This window comes from Cryobacterium sp. PH31-O1, from assembly GCF_030063455.1.
In the GTDB taxonomy this organism is placed as follows: Bacteria; Actinomycetota; Actinomycetes; order Actinomycetales; family Microbacteriaceae; genus Cryobacterium.
The window spans coordinates 335,523-361,611 of the sequence record NZ_JASITB010000001.1 but is presented as its reverse complement, the minus strand read 5'-3'; the positions used below and the strand labels follow the sequence as shown (position 1 = coordinate 361,611).

General features: G+C 65.9%; 23 protein-coding genes. All 23 read left to right on the top strand.

Going from position 1 to position 26,089, the window contains the following annotated elements; genetic code table 11:
• The first annotated feature begins 10 nt into the window (after positions 1–10).
• The 23 genes from pyrF to QMK31_RS01575 all read left to right on the top strand — a co-directional run bounded on the left by pyrF (position 11) and on the right by QMK31_RS01575 (position 26,040).
• On the top strand, positions 11–910 hold the full coding sequence (gene pyrF / locus QMK31_RS01685; RefSeq protein ID WP_283499215.1) for an orotidine-5'-phosphate decarboxylase: 900 nt from the start codon (positions 11–13) through the stop codon (positions 908–910).
• Positions 903–1,823, top strand: coding sequence for a guanylate kinase (gmk, locus tag QMK31_RS01680; RefSeq protein ID WP_283499214.1), 921 nt, complete (start codon positions 903–905; stop codon positions 1,821–1,823). Before pyrF ends, gmk begins: the two co-directional genes overlap by 8 nt.
• Positions 1,824–1,922: 99 nt before the next feature.
• Positions 1,923–2,183 (top strand): DNA-directed RNA polymerase subunit omega, encoded by a 261-nt coding sequence (gene rpoZ / locus QMK31_RS01675; RefSeq protein ID WP_092107764.1) that lies wholly within the window; start codon positions 1,923–1,925, stop codon positions 2,181–2,183.
• A gap of 41 nt (positions 2,184–2,224) precedes the next feature.
• Complete coding sequence (gene coaBC / locus QMK31_RS01670; RefSeq protein WP_283499213.1) at positions 2,225–3,463, top strand: bifunctional phosphopantothenoylcysteine decarboxylase/phosphopantothenate--cysteine ligase CoaBC; 1,239 nt, start codon at positions 2,225–2,227, stop codon at positions 3,461–3,463.
• 94 nt (positions 3,464–3,557) lie between these two features.
• On the top strand, positions 3,558–4,751 hold the full coding sequence (gene metK, locus QMK31_RS01665) for a methionine adenosyltransferase (protein WP_283499212.1): 1,194 nt from the start codon (positions 3,558–3,560) through the stop codon (positions 4,749–4,751).
• A 13-nt stretch (positions 4,752–4,764) separates the two neighbouring features.
• Positions 4,765–6,801 (top strand): primosomal protein N' family DNA-binding protein, encoded by a 2,037-nt coding sequence (locus QMK31_RS01660; protein ID WP_283499211.1) that lies wholly within the window; start codon positions 4,765–4,767, stop codon positions 6,799–6,801.
• On the top strand, positions 6,802–7,734 hold the full coding sequence (fmt, locus tag QMK31_RS01655) for a methionyl-tRNA formyltransferase (RefSeq protein ID WP_283499210.1): 933 nt from the start codon (positions 6,802–6,804) through the stop codon (positions 7,732–7,734).
• A complete protein-coding gene (locus QMK31_RS01650; protein WP_283499209.1) occupies positions 7,731–9,146 on the top strand; it encodes an RsmB/NOP family class I SAM-dependent RNA methyltransferase in 1,416 nt (471 codons plus the stop codon). Before fmt ends, QMK31_RS01650 begins: the two co-directional genes overlap by 4 nt.
• A 295-nt stretch (positions 9,147–9,441) precedes the next feature.
• Entirely contained in the window at positions 9,442–10,215 is a 774-nt protein-coding gene (locus QMK31_RS01645; RefSeq protein ID WP_283499208.1) for a hypothetical protein, read from the top strand.
• A gap of 201 nt (positions 10,216–10,416) precedes the next feature.
• The gene (rpe, locus tag QMK31_RS01640; RefSeq protein ID WP_283499207.1) at positions 10,417–11,100 is read left to right on the top strand and encodes a ribulose-phosphate 3-epimerase; all 684 of its coding nucleotides are present in this window, start codon (positions 10,417–10,419) and stop codon (positions 11,098–11,100) included.
• Positions 11,097–11,360: a phosphoribosyl-ATP diphosphatase gene (locus tag QMK31_RS01635; RefSeq protein ID WP_092107778.1), complete on the top strand. Its 264-nt coding sequence runs from the start codon at positions 11,097–11,099 to the stop codon at positions 11,358–11,360. The genes rpe and QMK31_RS01635 overlap by 4 nt, the downstream gene beginning before the upstream one ends.
• Before the next feature lie 71 nt (positions 11,361–11,431).
• A complete protein-coding gene (gene hisG, locus QMK31_RS01630) occupies positions 11,432–12,271 on the top strand; it encodes an ATP phosphoribosyltransferase (RefSeq protein WP_283499206.1) in 840 nt (279 codons plus the stop codon).
• 23 nt (positions 12,272–12,294) lie between these two features.
• Positions 12,295–13,056 (top strand): imidazole glycerol phosphate synthase subunit HisF, encoded by a 762-nt coding sequence (gene hisF, locus QMK31_RS01625; protein WP_283499205.1) that lies wholly within the window; start codon positions 12,295–12,297, stop codon positions 13,054–13,056.
• Positions 13,056–13,421 (top strand): phosphoribosyl-AMP cyclohydrolase, encoded by a 366-nt coding sequence (gene hisI, locus QMK31_RS01620; RefSeq protein ID WP_283499204.1) that lies wholly within the window; start codon positions 13,056–13,058, stop codon positions 13,419–13,421. The genes hisF and hisI overlap by 1 nt, the downstream gene beginning before the upstream one ends.
• The gene (locus tag QMK31_RS01615; RefSeq protein WP_283499203.1) at positions 13,418–14,974 is read left to right on the top strand and encodes an anthranilate synthase component I; all 1,557 of its coding nucleotides are present in this window, start codon (positions 13,418–13,420) and stop codon (positions 14,972–14,974) included. The genes hisI and QMK31_RS01615 overlap by 4 nt, the downstream gene beginning before the upstream one ends.
• Positions 14,975–14,985: 11 nt before the next feature.
• Complete coding sequence (locus tag QMK31_RS01610; protein ID WP_283499202.1) at positions 14,986–15,633, top strand: Trp biosynthesis-associated membrane protein; 648 nt, start codon at positions 14,986–14,988, stop codon at positions 15,631–15,633.
• Positions 15,634–15,701: 68 nt separating this feature from the next.
• The gene (locus QMK31_RS01605) at positions 15,702–15,932 is read left to right on the top strand and encodes a DUF6704 family protein (protein ID WP_283499201.1); all 231 of its coding nucleotides are present in this window, start codon (positions 15,702–15,704) and stop codon (positions 15,930–15,932) included.
• A 19-nt stretch (positions 15,933–15,951) separates the two neighbouring features.
• The gene (gene trpC, locus QMK31_RS01600; protein WP_283499200.1) at positions 15,952–16,722 is read left to right on the top strand and encodes an indole-3-glycerol phosphate synthase TrpC; all 771 of its coding nucleotides are present in this window, start codon (positions 15,952–15,954) and stop codon (positions 16,720–16,722) included.
• A 1-nt stretch (position 16,723) separates the two neighbouring features.
• Complete coding sequence (trpB, locus tag QMK31_RS01595; protein WP_283499199.1) at positions 16,724–17,935, top strand: tryptophan synthase subunit beta; 1,212 nt, start codon at positions 16,724–16,726, stop codon at positions 17,933–17,935.
• Positions 17,932–18,771, top strand: a complete 840-nt coding sequence (gene trpA, locus QMK31_RS01590; protein ID WP_283499198.1) for a tryptophan synthase subunit alpha — start codon at positions 17,932–17,934, stop codon at positions 18,769–18,771. Before trpB ends, trpA begins: the two co-directional genes overlap by 4 nt.
• Positions 18,772–18,852: 81 nt before the next feature.
• Complete coding sequence (lgt, locus tag QMK31_RS01585; protein WP_502852214.1) at positions 18,853–19,848, top strand: prolipoprotein diacylglyceryl transferase; 996 nt, start codon at positions 18,853–18,855, stop codon at positions 19,846–19,848.
• Positions 19,849–20,012: 164 nt separating this feature from the next.
• Positions 20,013–24,590 (top strand): glutamate synthase large subunit, encoded by a 4,578-nt coding sequence (gene gltB, locus QMK31_RS01580; protein WP_283499197.1) that lies wholly within the window; start codon positions 20,013–20,015, stop codon positions 24,588–24,590.
• Positions 24,583–26,040 (top strand): glutamate synthase subunit beta, encoded by a 1,458-nt coding sequence (locus tag QMK31_RS01575; RefSeq protein ID WP_283499196.1) that lies wholly within the window; start codon positions 24,583–24,585, stop codon positions 26,038–26,040. Before gltB ends, QMK31_RS01575 begins: the two co-directional genes overlap by 8 nt.
• Positions 26,041–26,089: the final 49 nt, after the last annotated feature.

The following is a 26,089-nucleotide window of genomic DNA, read 5'->3' as shown; positions in this document are numbered from 1 at the left end:
TGCTGGGTCGGTGATTGCCGGGTCGCTGGCGGTCGTCTCCTTTGGCGAACGCCTCGAACGGGTGTTCGCCACACACGGCCAGCTCTGCGTCGGCATCGATCCGCACTCCTGGCTGCTGCGTGACTGGAACCTGCCCGACACGGCCGCTGGCGCCGAAACGTTTGGTCGCGCCGTCGTCGCCGCTGCAGCGGGCCGGGTCGGCCTGGTCAAGCCGCAGGTCGCCTTCTACGAAAGGTTTGGGTCCGCCGGGTTTGTGGCGCTCGAGCGTGTGCTGGTTGACGCCCGCCAGGCCGGCCTGCTCGTGATCGGCGACGCCAAACGCGGCGACCTCGGCACGAGTGTCGAGGCCTACGCGCAAGCCTGGCTGTCGCCGGGCTCCCCGCTTGAGGTGGATGCCCTCACCCTCGCCGCGTACATGGGTGTCGGTTCGCTCGACTCGCCGCTCACTCTCGCGGCCGCGAACGGCAAGGGTGTCTTCCTGCTCGCCGCGACCAGCAACCCCGAGGCCGCGCACATCCAGCAGGCCATCGTGGCCGACGGGCCGCAAGCCGGATCGAGTGTTGCCCGCGCCGTTCTCGACGAGGTCGGCCAGCGCAATGCGCGGGCTGGCGCGGCATCCGCTCGAGTGGTGACCGGTCTCGGGTCGATCGGCGTCGTCCTCGGCGCCACTCTCGACCTGGCCGCTTTCGGTATCGACGTGCAGCAGGTTTCGGGCGAATTTCGAACACCGGTGCTCGCGCCGGGCTTCGGACACCAGGGTGGGAATATTATGGATCTGACCTCTATATATGGTGGATACGCCGGAGGGGTTATCGTGAGTGAATCGCGCAGTGTGCTCTCGGCCGGACCCCACCGGATCGAAGAAGCCATTGAGCGCCGAGTAGCCGAAGTAGGTGCCGTTCGTGGTTGAAAACCGTCCCACCCCGCCCGAAGTCGACCGGGTCGCCGCGTCGCGTGCCGCTGTCGCCGCCCGCCGGGCCCGCGCCAAGGTCAAGGCTGAAGTCGCCTCCGGCGAACGAACCGCGCTTGAGGTGCTCGCCGCCGCAATCGCCGATCCGATCGGGGTCGAGGGCCGCCTAAGAGTCACCGAACTGCTCGTGAGCATTCCGGCCATCGGCGTGACCAAGATGCAGCGCATCATTCACCGCCTCGAAATCTCGCCGTCCAAACGCCTCGGCGGCCTGGGCAGACACCAGCGCGACCGCCTGCGCGATTTTCTCTCTGAACGGCCGGTGCTGCGCCACGGCGTTGCCGACTCCAAACTCATCGTGCTCGCGGGCCCGACCGCGGTCGGCAAGGGCACCGTGGCGGGATACATCCGCGAGAACTACCCCGACGTATTGCTCTCGGTCTCTGCCACGACACGCGCGCCGCGTCCGGGGGAGACCGAAGGCCTCAGCTACTACTTTGTTTCCGACGAACAGTTCGACCGTATGATCGAGGACGGCGAATTACTCGAGTGGGCCAAAGTGCACAATGCCTATCGCTACGGCACCCCCCGCGGACCGGTCGATGCGGCGATCGCCGCCGGAAACAGCGTGCTGCTGGAGATCGACCTGCAGGGCGCTCGTGCCGTGCGACGCGCCATGCCGGAAGCCCGCCTGGTCTTTTTATTGCCGCCGAGCTGGGACGAACTGGTGCGCCGCCTGATCGGCCGGGGCACCGAAGATGCCGCCGAACAGGCTCGCCGGCTGGAGACCGCGAAGCTCGAATTGGCCGCCCAGGGAGAGTTCGATTACCAGGTGATCAACCACGATGTCGGCGACGCCGCCCGCGAGGTCGTAGACTTGATGGAGATCCGCGCTGCATCCAGCATGTCGTAGCGCTCGTTTTTGCTGAATTCGTGTGCGTCGTCGGGCGCGCATCCCCCCGCCAAACTCGCACGCCGCCTCAGGCCGTGCTCTATTAGGAGTGTGACACCAATGGCGAACAAGCCCACTGGCATCATTGACCCGCCCATCGACGACCTTTTGTCCAAGGTTGATTCGAAGTACGCCCTCGTGATCTTCGCGTCCAAGCGTGCACGTCAGATCAACGACTACTACGCCGACCTGCACGAAGGCAGCCTCTTCGACAACGTCGGCCCGCTCGTCGACTCGACCGTCGAAGACAAGCCGCTCTCGGTCGCCCTGCGCGAGATCAATGACGACAAGCTCGTTTCTCGCCCGATCGTCGAGGCCTAAGCTTCACGATTGAGCCCTGAACCAACCCCGAAGCGCGCAGGATGAAGACACCTCGCACGATCGTCGTCGGCATCACCGGCGGCATCGCAGCGTACAAGGCCGTCAACATCGTGCGCGCTTTTGTCTTAAACGGTGACTCAGTGCACGTCGTCGCCACCACTGCAGCCCTGCGCTTCGTCGGTAAGCCAACGCTCGAGGCCATCTCTCGCAACCCGGTGCACACCGATCTGTATGAGGGCGTCGCCGAGGTGCGTCACGTGGCCATTGGCCAGGGCGCCGATCTGATCGTCGTCGCCCCCGCGACAGCCAACAGCATCGCCAAACTCGCTGCCGGCCTCGCCGATGACCTGCTCGGCAACACCATTCTGGCCAGCACGGCGCCGCTCGTGATCGCCCCGGCGATGCACACCGAAATGTGGAACAACCCGGCGACCGTCGCGAACATCGCGGTGTTGCGTTCCCGCGGCATCACGATTGTCGGCCCCGGCGTCGGGCGGCTCACCGGCGCCGACTCCGGCGCCGGCCGCATGGAAGAGCCGGAGACCATTGTGGCCGTGGCGCTGGCCGTGCTTGACCGGCAGGCTTCTGGGCTGTCGCGCGGGGCGGAGGCTGCGACATCCGCTGTGCAGGATCTGGCCGGTCGCCGCGTGCTGATCAGCGCCGGCGGTACCCGCGAACCGCTCGACCCGGTGCGTTTTCTCGGCAACCGGTCCAGTGGTAAACAGGGCGTCGCGCTCGCCCAGGCGGCCCTGGCCAGGGGCGCAACCGTCACCCTCGTCGCCGCCAATCTCGAGGTGGCCGTTCCAAGCAGTATCACGACCGTTCTGGTCAGCAGTGCCATGGAGATGCATGAGGCCATGACTCTCGCCGCCGAATCGGCCGAGGTCATTATTATGGCTGCCGCCGTCGCCGACTACCGGCCCAAAATGGTGCAGCTCGGCAAGATCAAGAAGGAAGACGTGGGCGACACCCTCACCCTCGAACTGGTGAAGAACCCCGACATCCTGGCCGGGCTGTCCGCTGCGCGCCGGCGTGGCCAGCTGATCATCGGCTTCGCCGCCGAAACCGAAGCGGATGCCGACCGACTGCTCGCGCTCGGCCGCGACAAGATCACCCGAAAGGGCTGCGATTATCTGGTCGTCAACCGGGTCAGTCAGCACGAGGGTTTCGGCACGGAACGTAACAGCGTGACAGTGCTCGATCGCCACGGAGTTATAGTGAACGAGGCCTCCGGCAGCAAAATGTCGGTGGCTAATTGCATACTTGACCTGATCGGTTAGCCCCCGCAGCGACGGGCACGTCGGGTCACCCAGACACTTTCAACTTCTACGTTTTCATTCAAAACTTCGGTTTTAATAAACAGAGACGGGCCAGATGAGCGATCTTCGCCTCTTCACTTCGGAATCAGTCACCGAGGGTCACCCCGACAAGATCTGTGACCAGATCTCCGACAGCATCCTCGATGCCCTGCTCACCGACGACCCGCGGAGCCGGGTCGCCGTCGAGACCCTCGTCACCACGGGGCTCGTGCACGTGGCCGGTGAGGTCAGCACCGAGGCCTACGTCGAGATTCCCTCGATCGTGCGCAAGTGCATCACCGACATCGGTTACGACTCCTCCGACGTCTGGTTCGACGGCCGGTCCTGTGGCGTCGAGATTTCCATTGGCGGTCAGTCACCCGATATCGCCCAGGGCGTTAACAACGCCTTCGAAACCCGCGAGCAGGCCAGCCTTGACGACTTCGACCGGCAGGGCGCTGGCGACCAGGGCATCATGTTTGGCTATGCCACCAGAGAGACCCCCGAATTGATGCCGATCCCCATCTGGATCGCGCACCGACTGGCCGAACGCCTCGCGCTCGTGCGCAAAAGCGGCGAGCTCGACTACCTGCGCCCCGACGGCAAGACTCAGGTCACCATCGGCTACGACGGCATCATTCCGCGTACCGTCGAAACCGTCGTGGTCTCAACCCAGCACGCTCCCTCTGTTTCGACCGAGCAGCTTCGCCTCGAGGTCGAAGAGCTCGTCATTCGCCCGGTGCTCGACACGATCGATCTCGACTCCTCGTCGATCGCGACTCTTATCAACCCCACCGGCCGGTTCGAAATCGGCGGCCCGCAGGGCGACGCCGGCCTCACCGGACGCAAGATCATCATCGATACCTATGGCGGATCGAGCCGCCACGGCGGCGGTGCATTCAGCGGTAAAGACCCGTCCAAGGTCGACCGTTCGGCCGCCTACGCCATGCGTTGGGTCGCCAAGAACGCCGTCGCGGCCGGCCTTGCCGAACGCCTCGAGGTGCAGGTCGCGTACGCGATCGGCAAGGCGTCGCCGGTCGGCTTATACGTTGAAACCTTCGGCACCGGTGTGCTGCCCGACCGAGAGATCACGGCGGCGATCCGGGCGGTATTCGACCTGCGTCCGGCAGCGATCATCCATTCCCTCGACCTGTTGCGCCCCATCTACGCGCAGACGGCAACGTATGGCCACTTCGGTCGCGAGCTGCCCGACTTCACCTGGGAGCGCCTCGACAAGGTCGACGACCTGCGCAGCGCCGCCAAACTCTGAAACCGGCCCAGTCATGACGCACACCGGCCTCGTCGCACGGGTGCTGATCGATTCCCCGCTGCCGCAACTGGACCACCTGTTCGACTACGGCGTACCCGCCGAACTGGTCGGCCAGGTGGCCGCCGGCGTGCGGGTGAAGGTGCCGTTTCGTTCGGGCGCGCGCGTCGTCGACGCCTACGTGATCGAGGTCTTCGATCCGCGAGCCGAGTCAGCTTCCGAAACGGATGCCGCCTTCCGCGGCGCCCTCAGCCCGCTCGACTCGGTCGTGTCCACGGCCGTTGTCTTGACACCCGCGGTGTGGAAACTGGCTCGCCGACTCGCGGATCGGGCCGCCGGGACCGCGAGCGACATCATCCGTTTGGCCGTGCCGCCTCGGCAGGTGCGGGTCGAAAAGGTTTGGCTGGCCGCGCAGGCTAGTGCAGCTGCGTCGCCTGCGGAGGTCGAGACCACTATTCCGGCGCCGGAACCGACATCGATCGCCCTGGCGACGCCCGCCTTCGTCGGTTACCCGACCGGCCGCCTCGACACCGCGATCATGGAACAGCACCGGGTGGCCGTCGCGGCGATCCCCGAGCTCGTGCAGCTCGATGACGGCAGCACCATCGGCCGTTGGGCGCAGACCCTGGCCGAACTCGCCGTGGCTACGGTCGGCACCGGGCACAGCGCAATCCTCTGCGTGCCCGACTTTCGTGACCAGGACCAGGTGCAGGCCGCCCTGGGCCAGCTCGCCCCGATGCTGCCGCTGAGCCGGGTCGATGCCCGCCAGCCGAACCCGGATCGCTACCGCGCCTTCCTGGCCTGCCTCGAACCCGCACCGCGCATCATTCTCGGCAACCGGTCGGCCGTCTACGCTCCGGCGCACCGCCTCGGCCTCATCGCCGTCTGGGACGATGGCGACCCGCTCTACACCGAACCGCTCAGCCCCTACGTCAACACCCGCGATGCGGCCCTGGTGCGCCAGCAAGACAGCAGCTGCGCTCTCGTGCTGCTCGGCCACTCGCGCAGCGTCGAAACCCAGCGCCTGGTCGAACTGAACTACCTGACCGAGGTGAACCCGGCCGCTGACCGACACCCGCGCATCATTCCCACCGACTTTCAATCCGAACCTGACCAGCAGGCCCGAGCCGCCCGCATCCCCTCGGCCGCCTGGCAGGCCGCCCGTGAGGCGCTCGCTCACGGGCCGGTGTTGGTGCAGGTCGCGAGCCCCGGCTACGCGCCGATGCTCGCCTGCCAGGGCTGCAAGAAGGCGGCCAGGTGCACGCACTGCCAGGGGCCGCTCGGGCTCAAATCGGCGTCGGCCGTGCCGTCCTGCCGTTGGTGCGGCGCACTTGCTGCCGGCTGGACTTGCGCGCACTGCGAGAGCACCAAGCTGCGGGTCGTCACCCTCGGCACCGGGCGCACCGCCGAAGAACTTGGCCGCGCTTTTCCCGGCGCCCGCGTCATCGTCGCCGATGGCGAGCACACGATTCAGACGCTCAGCGCCCAACCGGCCCTCGTCATCGCCACCCGCGGCGCCGAACCGGTCCCAACCGGCGGCTACCACGCCATCCTCATCCTCGACGGCGAACGCATGCTTGCCCGCGAATCGCTGCGGGTCGGTGAGGACTGCCTGCGCTGGTGGGCTAACGCGGCGGCCCTCGCCGCACCAGGCGCTCCCGTACTGCTCGCCGGAGTGGGCGGGGCCCTCGCCCGCGCGCTCAACGCCTGGCGTCCCGACATCTTCGCCGCGAGCGAGCTAGCCGACCGCCGCCAGCTGCGCTTCCCACCGGCCGTGCGGGTCGCCTCCGTCACCGGAACTCCCGCCGACGTCGACGCCGCCCTCACCGATCTGGGCGCGGTCGCCGGCCTCGACATCCTCGGCCCGGTCGATACCGAGGCGTCACTCGTGCGCGCGGTCGTGCGATTCGGCTACGCCCGGGGCGATGAGGTGGCCCACGCACTCAAGGCGGCGGTCGTGCGGAACGCCGCCAAACGCCGCAAACCGAAGTCGGGCTCGTTCCAACCGGCACCTACACTTAAGGTTCGATTCGATGACCCGGAGCTGCTCTAAATGAAACTCGTCTTTGCCGGCACGCCCGAGGTCGCCGTTGCCAGCCTGCTCGCTCTCGCGGCAACCGAACACGATATTGCCACCGTCATCACGCGAGCGGATGCCCCGCTCGGCCGCAAGCGCACCCTCACACCGTCACCCGTGGCCGACGCAGCAACCGCCAAAGGCTATCCCGTGCTGAAGACCAATCGGCTGGGCGACGAGGCGACCAGCCAGATCGCTGCCCTCGCGCCGGACCTGGGCGTCATCGTGGCTTACGGCGGAATCGTGCGTGAGCCGTTGTTGTCGGTGCCTCGCCTCGGCTGGATCAATCTGCATTTTTCCGTGCTGCCCGCCTGGCGCGGTGCCTCGCCGGTGCAACGCGCCGTTATCGCCGGAGATGCCCTCATCGGCGCTGCGGTTTTTCAACTGGTGCCCGAGCTCGATGCTGGCTCCGTCTTTGGCAGTTTTGCCGAGCCCCTGCCCGCCCATTCCACGTCGGGAATGCTTCTCGAATCGCTCAGTCACAGCGGCGCGGAGCTGCTGCTGACGGTCATCGATCAACTAGCCGCCGGTACCGCGCAGGCCACGGAGCAAAGCGGCACGGTGACTCTCGCTCCCAAACTCAGCATCGATGATGCCCGGGTAGATTGGAACCAGCCGGCAGCATCCGTTTATAACCTGATTCGCGGCGTAACGCCCGAGCCCGGCGCCTTCACGATGCTCAACGATGCCCGCCTGAAAATTCTCGACGTTTCGCCCGTTCGGGCCGGCGATGCCGACAATATTCCCACCATTGGCGCAGGCCATATTCGGCAGCAGGAACGAACAGTGTTGATTGGTACGCAGACGGAGCCCCTGGAGCTTCGGCGCGTGCAACCGGCCGGAAAGAACGCAATGACAGCACTTGATTGGTGGCGCGGAGTAGCGGCAGATGAGGTGGTCGCCTCATGAATGACCGCGTGCAACTCCCCAAATCACGCGTGAAAACGACAGACTTCGTGCAACCGGCACGGCGGGTGGCCTACGAGGTCATCGCTGCCGTGCGAGAAGCCGACGCCTACGCGAACCTGCTGCTCCCCACCCGCATTCAGCGTGCTGCCCTCAACACAGCGGATGCCGCCCTCGCCACCGAGCTCACCTACGGCACCCTGCGCCTGCAGGGCTTCTACGACCGCGTTATCGCCTTGGCCGCCAACCGGTCGGTCACCGCGATCGACCCGGCCATCCTCGACGTGTTGCGTCTCGGCGCCCACCAGCTGCTGGCCACCCGCGTTGCTACCCACGCCGCGGTCAATGAGTCGGTGTCGCTCGCCAAGCAGGTCGGCTCGCGCTCGGCGACCGGCTTCACCAACGGTGTCCTGCGAACCATCTCGCGGTCGAGCGCTGAGGAATGGCGTGACCGGGTGCTCGAAGGTGCGGTCAACGTCGACGATCGGCTTGCCGCCGAGTACTCCCACCCCGCCTGGATCGTGCGAGCTTTCCGCCAGTCGTTGAAGGCTGAAGGCCACGAGAACGAGCTTGCCGACCTGCTCGCCGCCGACAACATGGCGGCCAAGGTTAACATGGTCGCGCTGCCCGGCCTGTCGACCGACGCTGATCGGGAGCGACTCGGGCTCGCCGATGAATTCTCGCCGGTCGGATTCGTGCTGGACTCGGGCGACCCGTACCACCTGGTAACCGCAACCGGCGGACGTGTTCGCGTGCAAGACGAGGGCTCCCAGATCGCCGCGCTCGCTCTCAGCCGGGCCCGCCCGATCGTAGCGGGAGAGCGCTGGCTCGACCTCTGTGCCGGGCCGGGAGGCAAGGCCGCACTGCTCGCCGCCGAAGCACGCGCCGGGGGAGCCGAACTCGTGGCTAACGAGCTTGTTCCGGCCAGGGCCGCCCTGGTGCGTACTGCGCTGGCTGCCCTGCCCGAACCTATTCCGGTCTGGGAGATGGATGGCACCACCATCGGCCAAACGCATGCGGGCGAGTTCGACCGCATCCTGCTCGATGCGCCGTGCACCGGTCTCGGTGCCCTGCGCCGCAGGCCGGAGGCCCGGTGGCGCAAGCAGCCCAAAGACGTGGCCGATCTCGCGGGGCTGCAATCCGCACTCATCGACGCGGCCCTACTCGCCCTGAAGCCCGGCGGGATTCTCGCTTATGTCACCTGCTCGCCGCACACCGCCGAGACCCGCGCCATTGTGGCGCTGGCCGTGCGCAAGGCCGCTGGCACCGTGACCGCCCTCAACACCGCCGCCGTCGTTCAATCTTTCAGCGCGGCGAACCTCGACCTGCTCGCCGACAGCGGTAGCGTGCAGCTCTGGCCGCACCGCCACGGCACCGACGCCATGTTCATCACCCTTCTGCAGCGCGCCGTCTAGCCTCGCGCATCGTCGACGCCACCGCCCTGCCCCAAACCGGCCCGGCGAGCGGATGCGCGGGCCCGATATAGATAGGCCCTGCCGGCGTTTGGGGACATCCCCGTAACCGGAACGGATGCCTGACCCTAAACACTTCGGGAAATCAATTCAAACAAAACTTCGCTATGTAGCCTGCGAAGTTCACGATTTTGGGAATCAGCATAGGCCTGTGATTACCGCCATCTCGGGGCGTCCCGTGCTAATACCCTCCATAAGCGCGTCCAAATAGTTGCTCGGTGACGAGGAATCCCTGACTATGCTGCTGGCTTTGGAGAGCGTGGGCCGAGTCGTCGATGGAGCCCGGGTGCTGTCCACGACCGATGTGCTCCGCCTCTCCGAGTACTTCGATGCTTCCGCCGCGAAGAGCGCCGCAGCTCGGGCTACCGCCGGCCAGAGTGTGGCGGCCCAGACGGCCGCCGGTGCGGCGGTGGTTTTGGCCGCGCCGACCTTGGCGCGTCGGCTCGGCTGCCGCAGCGGCGTCGAGCTGGTCTGCACCCTGGCCCGGGTCTCCCGCGCCCAGGTGCGCCAGCGTGCCGCGCTCGGCGCGGAAACCGGCCAACGGATGCTGCTCGGCCGCCCCCTCACCCCCATATACCCCGTTCTTGGCGATGCCCTGCAGAACGGAGCCGTCCCCGGCACCACCACCAACGAGGAATCTGCGGCCAGCGAGAACCCGGCCGAGGCTGTTGCCGAGAAACCGACGGAGGCTGAGGCAGAAGTCGAGGCCGAAACCGAAGCCGAAGCCGAAGCCGAAGAGAGTGTTCAGCCCGACGGGCTCGGTCCCTGCCCGCAACAACCCGACGACACCCGGTCCATCAGCGAGAAACGAGCCGGCATCCTCCGCGCCGTCTTCGAACCCGCCGCCCGACAACCCGACACCCCGACACCCCCACCATGGGCGGAGCCGCCCCCACCGTACTCGTACACATCAACATCAACGACCTCCTCGCCGGCCGCGGCGCCGGCTGGATCGACGGCCTCGACGGACCCCTCACCACCCACCACCGAACAACCCAACTGGAACAAATAGGCCAGCGCTGGTCCGACGCGACCTCCTGACGGCCTGAGACGGGCTCCGTCTGGCCCGGGGCAGAGGTTACGTCCCGGCCGAATCGCGACAATTCGGGGCTTCCGGTCGTTGCATCACGTGAAGATAGGTGACCATCCGACGAGCGGTGCGAACTACCCGAGGGTAGCCACGTGCGCAGCTGTAGCTCGCTAGGCTGAGCGGATGGCCAACCGCATCAACCCCAGCATCCTCGCCGCTGATTTCGCGAACTTTGAGAGCGAGCTGGGTCGCATTCGCACGGCCGATCTGGTGCACGTCGACATCATGGACAACCACTTCGTGCCGAATCTCACCTTTGGCCTCGGCATGGTCGAACGCCTGCAGCAGGTGTCGCCGCTGCCGCTCGACATCCACTTGATGATCGACGACCCCGAGCGGTGGGCGCCCGGCTACGCCGAGGCTGGCGCTTTCTCGGTCACCTTCCACGCCGAGGCCACCACCGAACCGGTCGCGCTGGCCCGTCGGTTGCGCCAGATCGGTGCCCGCGCCGGAATTGCGCTTAAACCGGGCACCGACGTCACGCCCTACCTTGAGCTGCTCCCCGAATTCGACCAGGTGCTCGTAATGACCGTCGAACCCGGTTTCGGGGGGCAGAGCTTCATGGAATCGACCATGCCGAAGCTGGCGCAGCTGCGCGCGAAAGTACAGGGCAGCGACCTTGACCTCTGGCTGCAGGTCGACGGCGGCATCACCGAGCAGACCATCCAGATCGCCGCTGCAGCCGGCGCAGACACTTTTGTGGCCGGTTCCAGCGTGTTTGGTGCTGACAATCCGGCCGCCCAGATCGCTCTGCTGCGCGAGCGCGCGGCCAGCCACCGTCACGGGGCGGGTAACCTAGAGTCGTGAAAACTTTCGATGACCTTTTCGTAGAACTGAGCGACAAGGCCCGCACCCGCCCAGAGGGCTCCGGCACCGTACGTGAACTCGACGCCGGCGTGCACGCCATCGGCAAGAAAATTGTTGAGGAAGCCGCCGAAGTCTGGATGGCCGCCGAGTTTCAAAGCGATGACGAAACCTCCGCTGAAATCTCCCAATTGCTATACCACCTGCAGGTCATGATGATCGCCAAGGGGCTCTCTCCGGCCGACATTTACCGACATTTGTGACCTGCGCCAGCGCCCAATGCTGGCCCATATCAGTCACGAGTCGTGTGAAACAAAACCGAGAGAGTAGTCCCATGCTGAGAATTGCCGTGCCCAACAAGGGTTCATTGTCTGAAACCGCCGCGCAGATGCTCGCCGAAGCCGGCTATACCGGCCGCCGCGACCCGCGCGACCTTGTCACCGCTGACCCCCGCAACGGGGTTGAATTCTTCTACCTGCGTCCCCGCGATATCGCCACCTACGTCGGATCCGGCGCCCTCGACGTCGGAATCACAGGCCGCGACCTGCTGCTTGACTCGCACTCGAAGGCGGTTGAGATCGCCAGCCTCGACTTCGGCGACTCCACCTTTCGTTTCGCCGGGCCGGCCGGCCGCTTCACCGAGCTGAAAGACCTCCACGGCCTGCGCGTCGCGACGAGCTACCCTGGCCTGGTCGAACGTTTCCTCGCCACCCACTCGGTGACCGTCGAGCTGGTCGAACTCGACGGCGCGGTCGAATCCGCCGTGCAGCTCGGCGTAGCGGATGCCGTCGCCGACGTCGTCTCCACCGGCACCACGCTGCGCAAGGCCGGCCTCGAAATCTTCGGACCGGTCATCCTCGAATCCACCGCCGTACTGATCAGCTCCACCAATGACAAGGCCGGAATTGACACGCTGCTGCGTCGCCTGCAGGGCGTGCTGGTGGCTCGCCAGTATGTGCTGCTCGATTACGACATCCCGCTCGCCCTGCTCGACGCCGCCGCAGCGCTCGCTCCCGGCATCGAGTCGCCGACGGTCTCCTCCCTGCACGATCCCGAGTGGGCGGCCGTGCGGGTCATGATCGCCCGCCTCGATATGAACAACGTGATGGACGCGCTCTACGCCCTCGGCGCCAGGGCCATTCTGGTCACAACCATTCACAACGCCCGCCTCTAAGAACCAGCGGAGGAGAACTAGCGATGAGCCTGAGTGTGCGCGTCATTCCCTGCCTCGACGTGGCCAACGGTCGCGTCGTCAAGGGGGTCAACTTTCAGAACCTGCGCGACGCCGGCGACCCGGTCGAACTCGCGCGCCGGTACTACGAGCAGGGCGCCGACGAGCTCACCTTTCTCGATGTCACTGCGACGGTCGATAATCGCGCGACAACCTACGACGTGGTGCGCGCGACCGCTGAGCAGGTGTTCATTCCGCTCACCGTCGGCGGAGGCATTCGCAGCGTCGAAGACGTCTCTCGCCTGCAGGCGAGCGGCGCCGACAAGGTCGGCGTGAACAGCGCAGCCATCGCCCGGCCGGCCCTGATCGGCGAAATCGCCGACCGGTTCGGCGCCCAGGTGCTCGTGTTAAGCCTCGATGTCAAACGTTCCCAACGCACCGAGAGCGGCTTCGTCGTCACCACCCACGGTGGGCGCACCGAGACCGATCTGGACGCCGTCGCCTGGGCCCGGCAAGCGATCGAGCTGGGAGCCGGGGAACTCCTGGTCAACTCGATTGACGCCGACGGCACCAAAGCCGGCTTCGATACCGAGCTCATCGCGCTCATGCGGGCCAACAGCCGGGTACCGGTGATCGCCTCCGGCGGCGCCGGACGGGTTGAAGACTTTCCACCGGCCATCCGGGCCGGGGCGGACGCCGTGCTGGCGGCATCCGTTTTTCACTCTGCACAACTGACCATAGGCGACGTCAAGCGCGAGCTGTCTGAAGCCGGAATGCTGGTGCGCTGATGAGCGCCGACCTCACCGATCAGCTTGATGCTGCAATTTTCAACGACGCCGGACTGCTGCCCGCCGTCATCCAGCAGTTCGACAGCCGCGAGGTACTCATGCTCGGCTGGATGAACCGGGAAGCGCTGCGCCGCACCCTCACCGAGGGGCGCGTCACGTTCTGGTCACGCAGCCGGCAGGAGTTCTGGCGCAAGGGCGACACCTCCGGGCACGCCCAGTACGTGCACTCCGCCGCTTTCGACTGCGACAACGACACCCTGCTCGTGCAGGTCGACCAGGTCGGCGCGGCCTGCCACACCGGCACGCGCACCTGCTTTGACGGCCGCGATCTGGGTGCAATCAGCTTGGAAAGGCCTATGGAATGACCGATAGCACCCCAGCCGCAACCGGCGCCCGCACGGCCGGCTCCACCACGCGCGCCCAGTTCGATGCGCTCATCGACGCGCACCGGGTCATCCCGGTCATTCGTGAGCTCTTCGCCGACGGGGAAACCCCGGTCGGCATTTATCGCAAGCTCGCCAACGGCCTGCCGGGCAGTTTTCTGCTGGAATCCGCCGAACAGGGCGGGATCTGGTCGCGATTCTCCTTCGTCGGGGTCTCCTCCTTCGGCGTGCTCACCCAGGAGGGTGACGACACTCGTTGGATCGACTACGGACTCTCCGCTGACCGCGCCCTCGGCTCCGCTGCGACGCTCGGACCGCTCGCCGCCCTGGCCTACCTCTTCGACCGCTGGCAGACGCCGCGGCTGCCCGAGCACCCGCCGCTGACCGGCGGGCTGGTCGGCTTCATCGGCTGGGAGGCGATTCGCCAGATTGAGCGCCTGCCGCACCAGCCGCCGGCCGATTACGATGTGCCGGGTCAGTCTTTCAGCTTCGTCGCCGACCTCGTCGTGCTCGACCACAAGTACGGCACGGTGCAACTGATCGCCAACGTGCTCGGCGACGGCACCGACACGCCCGACGAGCTGTGGGCTGACGCGTCCGCACGGCTGGACTCCCTGCAGAAGCGCCTGGCCGCGCCCGCCGAAGCCTGGCTCGCCGAGGTCGACCTGCAAGCTCCGAGCGCGCCAAGCTATCGAACCACCCGCGATGATTTTCTCGCCGCCGTCAATATCGGCAAGCAGCACATCGTCGACGGCGACGTGTTTCAGGTCGTCATCTCGCAGCGCTTCGACCAGGTCTGCACGGCCCACCCCATAGACGTCTACCGGGTACTGCGCAGCCTCAATCCCAGCCCGTACATGTACCTGCTCAGCCTCGAGACGCCGGGCGGTGACCCCTACTGGATTGTCGGTTCGTCACCCGAAGCGCTCGTCAAGGTGCAGGGCCAACGCGTCTTCACGCACCCGATCGCCGGCTCCAAACCCCGCGGCAGTACGCCGGATGCCGACGCCGACTACGCGATCGAACTCGCCGAAGATCCCAAGGAACGCGCAGAGCACCTCATGCTCGTCGACCTCGCCCGCAACGACCTGCTCAAGGTTTGCCTGGCCGGATCCGTTGAAGTGACCGAGTTCATGCGCATAGAACGCTTCAGCCACATCATGCACCTGGTCTCCTCGGTCGAGGGCAACCTCGTCCCCGGCAAGACCGCCATCGACGTCTTCCGCGCCACCTTTCCGGCCGGAACCCTGTCTGGCGCGCCGAAGCCTCGGGCACTCGAGATCATCGACGCCCTCGAACCGGCCCAACGCGGCGTGTACGGGGGAGTGGTGGGCTACTTCGGCTTCGCCGGCGACGCCGACCTCGCCATCGCCATCCGCACCGCCACCATCAAGGACGGCGTCGCCCGTGTGCAGGCCGGCGGTGGCGTCGTCACCGACTCCGATCCTGCTTCCGAGTACCAGGAGTCTAAGAACAAGGCGGCCGCGCCCCTGCGTGCGGTGGCCGTGGCCAACGCGATGCGGCGGGTGTTCTAATGGCAGAACGGATGCCCCCGCGCCGGCTCAAACTCGTGCTCATCCTCACGGTCCTGGCCGCGAGCTCGCTGGCCCTGCTGGCCTGGACCCAAATGTGGGTGCAGGCCGAAGTCGGGCTGCCCGATGCCGGCACGCAGGTATTGGAGATCGACGGGGCCGTCGCCGCTCCTGCCCTGACGGCACTGGCCCTCTCCGGATTCGCCCTCGCCGGAGCCCTCACCATTGCCGGGCGGTTTATCCGCGTCGTGCTCGGTGCACTCGAGGTGCTGCTGGGGTTTTCGGTGTTCCTTGCTGCGTACCTCGCGGTCGAGGACCCGTCCCAGGCCAGCGCAGCCGCGGTCACCGCCGCGACCGGGATCGCCGGGCACGAATCCATCAAGCTCAGCGTTATCGGTACGGTCGTGACGCCCTGGCCCTTCGTCGCCCTGGCTGCCGCCGTCATCATGGCGGCCACCGGAGTGGCGGTCATTCTGACGAGCGCCCGCTGGCCCGGCCAGACGCGCAAATACCAGGCTGTGCGCTTTGAAACGGTGGCGTCGCCGGACGGGTCCGACACCGCCGTGCCGCCGGTCGGCTACGAGCCTACCGAGGTCGCAGCCAACGACTCCGTCGGCGACTGGGACGACCTCAGTCGCGGCGAAGACCCGACCGCTCGCTGAACGCCGGCCACCGCTCCGCTAGACTTAACCCGCTTATCCACGCACTAAACGTATTCACGAGGAGAACCATGAGCATCGATCTGTCAGATCCCGGACACGGCCACTCCGCGGCGGCCTGGACCGCTGTCACCATCATGCTGGCAGCCTTCACCATCGGAACCATCGCCTTCTTCTTCGAACTGGCCTGGCTCGTCTGGGCCTCATTCGGGCTGCTCATCGTCGGTGTAATCGTTGGCTATGTGCTCAGCAAGGTCGGCTACGGCGTCAGTGCTGCGCCCGCTACCTCGCACGGCCACTAACCGGCTGCGCTGAGACCTGGTGCTCCAAGAACTTCTCGCTGGCGCGCTCTCCGACGCCGAACAACGCCTCCTCACTCGCCCGCTGGCAAGCGTGGAGGCTTCGGCGCGCGCTCACGCGCCCGCTCTCGACGCGCTGGCAGCCCTGGCCCCGACCGATCGCGTCAAAATTCTGGCAGAGATCAAGCGGTCCAGCCCGAGCCGCGGCTCCCTGGCCGCCATCAGCGATCCGGCAGCCCTGGCCGTCTCCTACGAGACCGGCGGTGCGAGCGCCATCAGCGTACTCACCGAGGGTCGCCGTTTTCACGGCTCGCTGACCGACCTCGAGCAGGTGCGCGCTGCCGTGAGCATTCCCATCCTTCGCAAGGACTTCATCGGCACGCCCTACCAGGTGTTTGAGGCCCGCGCGGCCGGCGCCGACCTCGTGCTGCTCATCGTGGCCGCCCTCGACCAGGTCACCCTGGTCTCCCTGCACGATCTCATCCGCGAACTCGGCATGACTGCGCTGGTCGAAACGCACAGCGGTGACGAAGTGAGCCGGGCGCTCGATATCGGCGCAAATCTGGTCGGTGTCAACGCACGCAACCTGTCCACTTTTGAACTCGACCAGAACCTCTTCGGCGCTCTCGCCGACAAAATCCCCTCCGGCGTCATCCGCGTCGCCGAATCCGCCGTCAAGACCGCCGCCGACGTCGCACACTACCGTGCTGCCGGTGCCGACGTCGTGCTGGTCGGCGAAGCGCTCGTCACGAGTGATCCCATCCGAACCCTCTCCGAGTTTTTGGCGGTCTAAAATGTCTTTGCGTACACAGTCCGGCCCGTATTTTGGCGACTTCGGCGGCAGATTCGTGCCCGAGTCCCTCGTGGCGGCCCTCGACGAACTCACGGCGGAATACGAACTCGCCAAGAAGGATCCCGCCTTCGCTGCGGCGCTGATGGAGTTGCACCATAGCTACACCGGTCGCCCCTCCATCATCACCGAGGTGCCGCGCTTCGCCGAGTATGCCGGCGGCGCCCGCATCATCCTCAAGCGCGAAGACCTCAACCACACCGGTTCGCACAAGATCAACAACGCACTGGGCCAGGCCCTGCTCACCAAGCGCATCGGCAAGACTCGCGTGATCGCTGAAACCGGAGCCGGTCAGCACGGCGTGGCAACGGCTACCGTCGCCGCCCTGTTTGGGCTGGAATGTGTTGTCTACATGGGCGAGGTCGATACCGAGCGTCAAGCGCTCAACGTAGCCAGGATGCGTCTGCTCGGCGCCGAGGTCGTGCCGGTCAAGACCGGCTCACGCACCCTGAAAGACGCCATCAACGACGCCATGCGTGACTGGGTCACCAACGTGGAGACCACCAACTATATTTTCGGAACCGTGGCCGGACCGCATCCGTTCCCCGCCATGGTGCGGGACTTTCAGAAGATCATCGGGGAAGAGGCCCGCCAGCAGGTTCTCGATCTGACCGGCAGCCTGCCGGACGCCGTCACCGCCTGCGTCGGCGGCGGCTCGAACGCTATGGGAATCTTTCACGCCTTCCTCGACGACCCCGATGTTGCGCTGTTCGGCTACGAAGCGGCCGGAGACGGCATCGAAACATTGCGGCACGCGGCAACCATCACCAAGGGCCGTCCCGGAGTGCTGCACGGCGCCCGCAGCATGCTGCTGCAGGATGAAGACGGTCAGACCATCGAGTCACACTCCATTTCGGCCGGCCTCGACTACCCGGGAGTCGGTCCAGAGCACGCCTGGCTCTCGAGCATCGGCCGGGCCACCTACCTGCCGATCTCCGATGATGAGGCCATGAGCGCCCTGCGCCTGTTGAGCCGAACCGAGGGCATCATTCCAGCGATCGAGTCGTCGCACGCCCTCGCCGGTACGCTCGAACTCGGCCGCGCACTCGGCCCGGAGGCGACTATCCTGGTCAATCTCAGTGGCCGCGGTGACAAGGACATGGAAACAGCTGGCCGGTACTTCGACCTGCTCGACAAAGGCGCGGAGCAGTCATGAACCCCCAAAAAATCAGTGACCCAGTCGTGAGCGGCACCGTGAGCACGGTCGAGCAGACCATTGCCCGGCGGCGTTCCGAGGGCGGGGGCGCCCTCATCGGCTACCTGCCGGTCGGTTTCCCCACACTGAACGAGAGCATCGACGCCGCGGTGGCCCTCGTTGCCAACGGAGTCGACATCATCGAACTCGGCCTTCCCTACTCCGACCCGGTCATGGACGGCCCGGTCATTCAGGCTGCCACCCAGCAGGCACTGGCCAATGGTTTCAAACTGGCTCACGGGTTCGAAGCCATCAAGGCCATCACCGCCCAGGTCGATGCCCCCGTCCTTGTCATGACCTACTGGAATCCGGTCGTGCAGTACGGTGTTGAACGCTTCGCCGACGACCTGCGCACCGCCGGTGGTGCCGGCCTGATCACGCCCGACCTGATTCCCGACGAAGCGGGCGACTGGATGGCTGCCAGCGAACGCACCGGACTCGACCGGGTCTTCCTGGCCGCACCGTCCTCTTCCGATGCCCGCCTGGTTCAGGCGATTGAAGCGAGCCGCGGCTTCGTCTACACCGTCTCGACGATGGGTACCACGGGCGCTCGCGCCGGCGTCGATGCGGCCGCACGCATCTTGGTGGAGCGCTTGCGCGACGTCGGCTGCACCAGCGCGTGTGTCGGCCTCGGCATCTCCACCCCCGAGCAGGTGCGCGAAATCCTCGGCTACGCCGACGGCGCCATCGTCGGTTCAGCCCTCGTCAAGGCGCTCACCGACGGGGGAGTGCCGGCCGTGGCGCGTTTGGCGCTCGAACTCGCCGCCGGCGCGCAAGATATTCGCCCGGCCTCCTAAGCGCGTTCTCCACTAAAATAATCGACGCGATCGATCGATTCGCCCCCGGTGACGTGAGTCACGATGAAAGGTAGTACCCAGGTGTCTTTGAGTCTTCTGAGCACGAGCATCCCGAGCCCCGACTGGAGCTTCTTCGATCTCGGCCCGTTCCGCATTCACGCCTACGCGCTGTGCATTCTCGCCGGAATCATCCTCGCGACGGTCATCACCTCCCGCCGCCTGACCAAGCGCGGCGCCGAGCCGGGAGTCGTGCTCGACATCATCCTGTGGGCCGTACCCCTCGGCATCGTCGGGGCCCGCATCTACCATGTGCTCAGCCACCCGGGCGATTACTTCTTCGAAGGAGCCGATCTGCTCCGCACCCTGTACATCTGGGAGGGCGGCAACGCTATCTTCGGGTCGCTGCTGGGTGGAGCGGTTGGTGCGTACATTGGCTGTCGTCTGGCCGGCATCCGCTTCTGGACCTTCGCCGACGCTGTCGCCCCTGCCCTGCTCGTCGCGCAGGCCACCGGGCGTCTCGGAAACTGGTTCAACAAGGAACTGTTCGGACTGCCGACGACTCTGCCCTGGGGCCTGGAAATACAGCCGAGCAATCCGGCCTTCCCGCTGGGGCTGCCAGCCGACACGCTGTTCCACCCAACTTTTCTCTACGAGATCATCTGGAACCTTCTCGGCGTCGCTGTCATCCTCTACCTCGAGCGCAAGTTCCGTCTGCGGTTCGGCCAGACCTTGGGCGCATACCTCATCTGGTATGGACTGGGTCGCAGCTTTTTTGAGTCGATTCGCATCGACCCGAGCGAGATTTACTTCGGAATTCGCACAAATGTCTGGGCGGCTCTCGCGGCGATCGCGCTCGGCCTTGTCATCATTCTCGTGCAGCGCCACCGCCACCCGGGTCTCGAACCCAGCCCGTATATGCCCGGTCGCGAATGGATTGCGCCCGACGCTGGGGTAGAATTCGATGACAGCGATTCGGAGTCAGACGATCACAACACCGCGGATCAAAGCGATGATGCCGATGACCACACCGAATCACCCGAGGCTCCAGCCACAAGCACGAGCGCTTCGCGTCTGTAGACTCACGTTCGCTGAATCCCAGTTGACACACATGTAGCGCTGTCCGGCCAGGGCGAACTCGAACAGGCCGAACCCGAACAGGGCTATGGCTACAGCTCCCTGCATTCATCTTCTTCGGGCCAGCGTCGTCCCTTACTGCCAGTCATTTCGTGAGGACGGTCTCAATGGCTCAGAAACCTCTCTATTCCCGCTTCAGCAGCATGCCCGAAGCCTCGGGCTTGTACGACCCTGCGGCCGAACGCGACGCGTGCGGCCTGGCCATGGTGGCGACCCTGCGCGGAACCGCCGGGCACGACATCATCACCCAGGCCCTCGACGCGCTGCGTAACCTCGAACACCGCGGCGCGGTCGGCTCCGATGCCGGAACCGGTGATGGTGCCGGCATCATCACCCAGATACCGGATGCCTTCCTGCGCGCCGTCACCGATTTTGCGCTTCCCCCGGTGGGCCAGTACGCCGTCGGCAACGTTTTTCTGCCGACCGACCCCACCGCCCGCACGGGTATCAAACGAGCGATCAGCCTCATCGCCGACGAGGAAAGCCTCACGATCCTCGGCTGGCGTGAGGTTCCGGTGCACCCGGAAGACCTCGGCAGTCAGGCTCGCGCCAACATGCCCGCCATTCAGCAAGTGTTCGTGCAGAGCACCCGCACCACCGAAGCCGGCGAGCCGCTTTCGGACATCGCCCTCGATCGCCAGACCTTTCGGCTGCGCAAGCGCGCTGAACGTGAGCTGGAGATTTACTTCGTCTCATTGTCCTGCCGCACCCTGGTCTACAAGGGCATGGTCACGACCCTGCAGCTTGAACCGTTCTACCCCGACCTGTCCGACGAACGCTTCGTTTCCACGCTCGCCCTCGTGCATTCCCGCTACTCCACCAACACGTTCCCATCGTGGCCGCTCGCGCAACCGTTCCGCATGATCGCCCATAACGGCGAGATCAACACGGTGCAGGGCAACCGCAACTGGATGCGCGCGCGCCAGTCCCAGCTCGAGTCCGAGCTGCTCGGCGACCTGGCACCGCTGCTGCCGATCGTCACTCGGGGCGCTAGCGACTCAGCGTCCTTCGACGAGGTCGTCGAACTGCTCAGCCTGTCTGGGCGGTCGCTGCCGCATGCCATCATGATGATGGTGCCGGAGGCCTGGGAAAACCAGACCGACCTCGACGACGATCGTCGTGACTTCTACGAATACCATTCCATGCTCATGGAGCCGTGGGACGGCCCCGCCGCGATCGTGTTCACCGACGGGTCCTTGGTCGGTGCGACCCTGGACCGTAACGGCCTGCGTCCCGGCCGCTACCTCATCACCGACGACGGCCTCGTCGTGCTGGCGAGCGAGACCGGCGTGCTCGGCATTGACCCGGCCCGGGTCGTGCGTAAGGGACGATTGCGCCCCGGCCAGATGTTCCTGGTCGACACCGTCGCGGGTCGCATCATCGACGACCGTGAGATCAAGGCCGAGCTGTCGGCGAGTGAACCGTGGGGCGAGTGGCTCCAGGAGGGGCGCATCAACCTCAAAGACCTGCCGGAGCGGGAGCACATCGTGCACCCACCGGCATCCGTCGTGCGTCGCCAGCGCACGTTCGGCTACACCGAAGAAGAGGTGCGCATCCTGCTCACCCCGATGGCCCGCACCGGCGCCGAACCACTCGGCGCGATGGGCAGCGACACCCCCATCGCCGTGCTGAGTGACCGCCCGCGGCTCATGTTCGACTACTTCACCCAGCAGTTCGCGCAGGTCACCAACCCGCCACTCGACTCGATCCGCGAAGAAGTCGTCACGAGCCTCAAGCTCGGCCTCGGCCCCGAACGCAACCTGCTCAGCGCCGGTCCCGAGCACGCCCGGCAGGTCATTTTGGACTTCCCGGTCATCGACAACGACGAACTGGCTAAGATCCAGCACATCGACCCCGTCGTCGGCAGCCGCACCACCACAACCATTCGCGGCCTGTACCGCTTCGAAGAGGGGCCGAACGCGCTCTCGAAGCGGCTCGCCGCCATCTGCGTCGAGGTTGACGAGGCCATCGAGGCCGGCGCCCTGTTCATCGTGCTCAGTGACCGCGATTCCAACAAGGACCTCGCACCGATTCCGTCACTGCTGATGATCGCCGCGGTGCACCACCACCTGATTCGCACCGAGAATCGTATGAAGGTCGGCATTGTCGTCGAGGCCGGCGACGTGCGCGAGGTGCACCACGTGGCACTGCTCATGGGCTACGGCGCCTCTGCGGTCAACCCGTACCTCGCCATGGAAACCTGCGAAGACCTCGTACGCAGCGGCATTATCACCAATGTCACTCCCGAAAAGGCCGTGCGTAACGTGATCAAGGCCCTCGGTAAAGGCGTGCTCAAGATCATGTCCAAGATGGGCATCTCCACCGTGTCGTCCTATGCCGGCGCGCAGACCTTCGAAGCCGTCGGCCTGGCCCAGTCCTTCGTCGACCAGTATTTCACCGGCACCACGAGCAAATTGGGTGGCGTCGGCATCGACGTGATCGGGGTTGAAAACCTGTCGCGGCACGCATCCGCTTACCCGATGGATGCCGCGGTGACCGCTCACGAGCGCCTCGCCACCGGCGGCGAGTATCAGTGGCGCCGCGACGGCGCCCCGCACCTGTTCAACCCGGAGACCATCTTCCGGCTGCAGCACGCCACCCGCACCCGGCGCTACGACATCTTCCGCGAGTACACCAAGATGGTCGACGACCAGGCCGAATCTCTTATGACGCTGCGCGGCATGTTCACGCTCAACCCCGGCCAGCGTCCGCCCGTACCGCTCGACGAGGTCGAGTCTGTCTCGCAGATCGTCAAGCGGTTCTCCACCGGCGCGATGAGCTACGGGTCCATCTCGCAGGAAGCGCATGAGACCCTCGCGATCGCGATGAACCGCCTCGGCGGCAAATCGAACACCGGTGAGGGTGGCGAAGACCTCGACCGGCTGCTCGACCCGACCAGGCGCAGCGCGGTCAAACAGGTTGCGTCCGGCCGGTTCGGCGTGACGAGTATGTACCTCACCCACGCCGACGATATTCAGATTAAGCTTGCCCAGGGGGCCAAGCCCGGCGAGGGCGGCCAGTTGCCGCCCACCAAGGTCTACCCGTGGATCGCCCGCACCCGGCACGCCACGGCCGGCGTCGGCCTGATCTCGCCGCCGCCACACCACGACATCTATTCGATCGAAGACCTCAAGCAGCTTATCTTTGACCTGAAACGGGCCAACCCCAAGGCGCGCATCCACACCAAACTGGTCAGCCAGTCTGGTATCGGAGCTGTCGCGGCTGGCGTGGCCAAGGCACTGTCCGACGTGATCCTGATCAGCGGCCATGACGGTGGTACGGGCGCCAGCCCGGTTAACTCCCTCAAGCACGCCGGCACGCCGTGGGAACTCGGCCTCGCTGAAACACAGCAGACTCTCATGCTCAATGGCATGCGCGACCGCGTGGTCGTGCAGGTCGACGGCCAGTTGAAGACTGGTCGTGACGTGCTCATCGGTGCCCTGCTCGGCGCCGAAGAGTTCGGTTTCGCCTCCGCTCCTTTGGTGGTGGCCGGCTGCATCATGATGCGGGTCTGTCACCTCGACACCTGCCCGGTCGGCGTCGCCACCCAGAACCCGGAGTTGCGCAAACGCTTCAACGGGCAGGCCGACCACGTCGTGAACTTCTTCGAGTTCATCGCCCAGGAAGTACGCGAGTACCTCGCCGAACTCGGATTCCGCAGCCTCGACGAAGCCATCGGCCACCGTGAAGTTCTGAATGTGAACCGCGCCCTCTCCCACTGGAAGGCGCAGGGACTCGACCTCTCGCCCATTCTGAGCGGTCCGGACTTCTCCGAGAGCGAACCACGCAAGTGCGCGCGCGCGCAGGAACACGAACTCGACAAGCACTTCGACAACGAACTCATCCGTCGCAGCCAGAGCGTGCTCGAACACGGCGGCACGGTCAGTATCGACCTTCCGATCCGCAACACCGAACGCGCTGTCGGGACCATGCTCGGCAACCAGGTCACTCTCCGCCACGGCGAGAACGGCCTGCCGGCCGGGTCCATCGAGGTCACCCTCACCGGGTCGGCCGGGCAGTCCTTCGGAGCGTTCCTGCCCAGCGGTATCACCCTGCGGCTTGAGGGCGAATCCAACGACTACGTCGGCAAGGGCCTGTCGGGCGGGCAGATCGTCGTGCGTCCCGACCGGGCTAGCCTGTTCCCGGCTGAAGACAACGTCATCGCCGGAAACGTCATCGGCTACGGAGCCACCCAGGGCAGCATGTTCATTCGCGGCATCGTCGGCGAACGATTCCTGGTGCGCAACTCCGGAGCGATCGCCGTTGTCGAGGGCGTGGGCGACCACGCACTGGAATACATGACCGGCGGACTCGCTGTCATCCTCGGCGAGACCGGACGAAACCTCGGCGCCGGTATGAGCGGCGGAACCGCCTACGTCTACGGGCTGACCGCCGAACGGGTCAACCGCGAGGCGCTCACCACGGGGGAGTTGCGACTGCTCGCCCTCGACAGCGTCGACCGTGAGATCGTGCGCGATCTGCTCGAACAACACCGGGTCCAGACCGACTCGGCACTCGCTGCGCGCATGCTGGACTCTCTCGAAGAGACCATGAACACTTTTGTCAAGGTGCTGCCGCGCGACTACGCGGCCGTACTGGAGACCAGACAGACGGCCGTCGCCGAGGGACTCGATCCCGACGGACTCGTCGTCTGGAATCGAATCTTGGAGGTAACCAATGGCTGATCCGAAGGGATTTCTGAAGACCACGGATCGTGAGCTGCCCGCTCGCCGGCCGGTGGCCATCCGTTTGATGGACTGGAAAGAGGTCTACGAGCAGGGTGATGCCGCGCAGCTCAAGCGGCAGGCCGGTCGCTGCATGGACTGCGGCGTGCCGTTCTGCCATCAGGGCTGCCCGCTGGGCAATCTCATTCCCGAGTGGAACGACCTGGTCTGGCGCGACGAGGGTCGCGCGGCCATCGAACGCCTGCACGCGACGAACAACTTTCCCGAATTCACCGGACGGCTCTGCCCGGCCCCGTGCGAATCGTCGTGTGTGCTCGGCATCAACCAGCCAGCCGTCACTATCAAACAGGTCGAAGTCTCGATCATCGACCAGGCCTTCGCCAAGGGCTGGGTACAGCCGCAACCGCCCGGTCGCCTGACCGGCAAAACCGTCGCGGTCGTCGGCTCCGGCCCCGCCGGTCTGGCCGCCGCCCAGCAACTCACCCGCGCTGGCCACACCGTTGCCGTGTTCGAACGCGACGACCGCATCGGCGGGCTGCTGCGCTACGGCATCCCCGACTTCAAGATGGAGAAGAAGCACCTTGAACTGCGCCTTGCGCAGATGACGGCCGAAGGTACCCGGTTCCGCGCCAACGTCAACATCGGCGTGGACATCACCTGGGACGACCTGCGTGCTCGCTACGACGCGGTCGTGGTCGCGACCGGCGCCATGGTTCCCCGTGACCTGCCGATTCCGGGGCGAGACCTGCCCGGCGTTCACTTCGCCATGGAATACCTCGTGCAGCAGAACAAAATCGGCGCCGGCGGCAGCATCGAAGCCCAGATAACCGCCGAAGGCAAGCACGTCGTGGTTCTCGGCGGCGGTGACACCGGAGCCGACTGCATCGGCACAGCGCACCGTCAGCTGGCCGCATCCGTCATCAACCTCGCGATCGGCAAGCAGCCGGGTACGACCCGGCCGGAGAACCAGCCGTGGCCGATGTCACCGACCCTGTTCGAGGTCTCCAGCGCCCACGAAGAGGGCGGCACCCGCCAATACCTCGCATCGACCGTTGAATTTCTGGCCAACGAGTTCGGCGAGGTGCGAGCCATCCGCATCGCCGAGACCGAGTACCTCGACGGACGCCGCGTTCCTAAGGCCGGCACCGAGCGGGAAATCCCGGCCGATCTCGTGCTGCTCGCGATGGGCTTCACCGGCCCGGAACCGGACGACCTCAGCCACCAGCTGAAACTGCCCTTCGACGACCGCGGCAACGTGGAACGCGACGGCAACTACGAGACCAGCCACGAGGGTGTCTTCGTCGCCGGTGACGCCGGTCGCGGTCAGTCACTTATCGTCTGGGCCATCGCCGAGGGCCGCGCCGCTGCGGCTGCTGTCGACCGGTTCCTGGAGGGTCAGACCCTACTGCCGTCTCCCGTTAAGCCCACGGACCGCTCCTTCGCCCTCTAATCCACTAGCCTTCCTGCACCACGTCGTTATGCGCCCGTAAGGCGCGGAA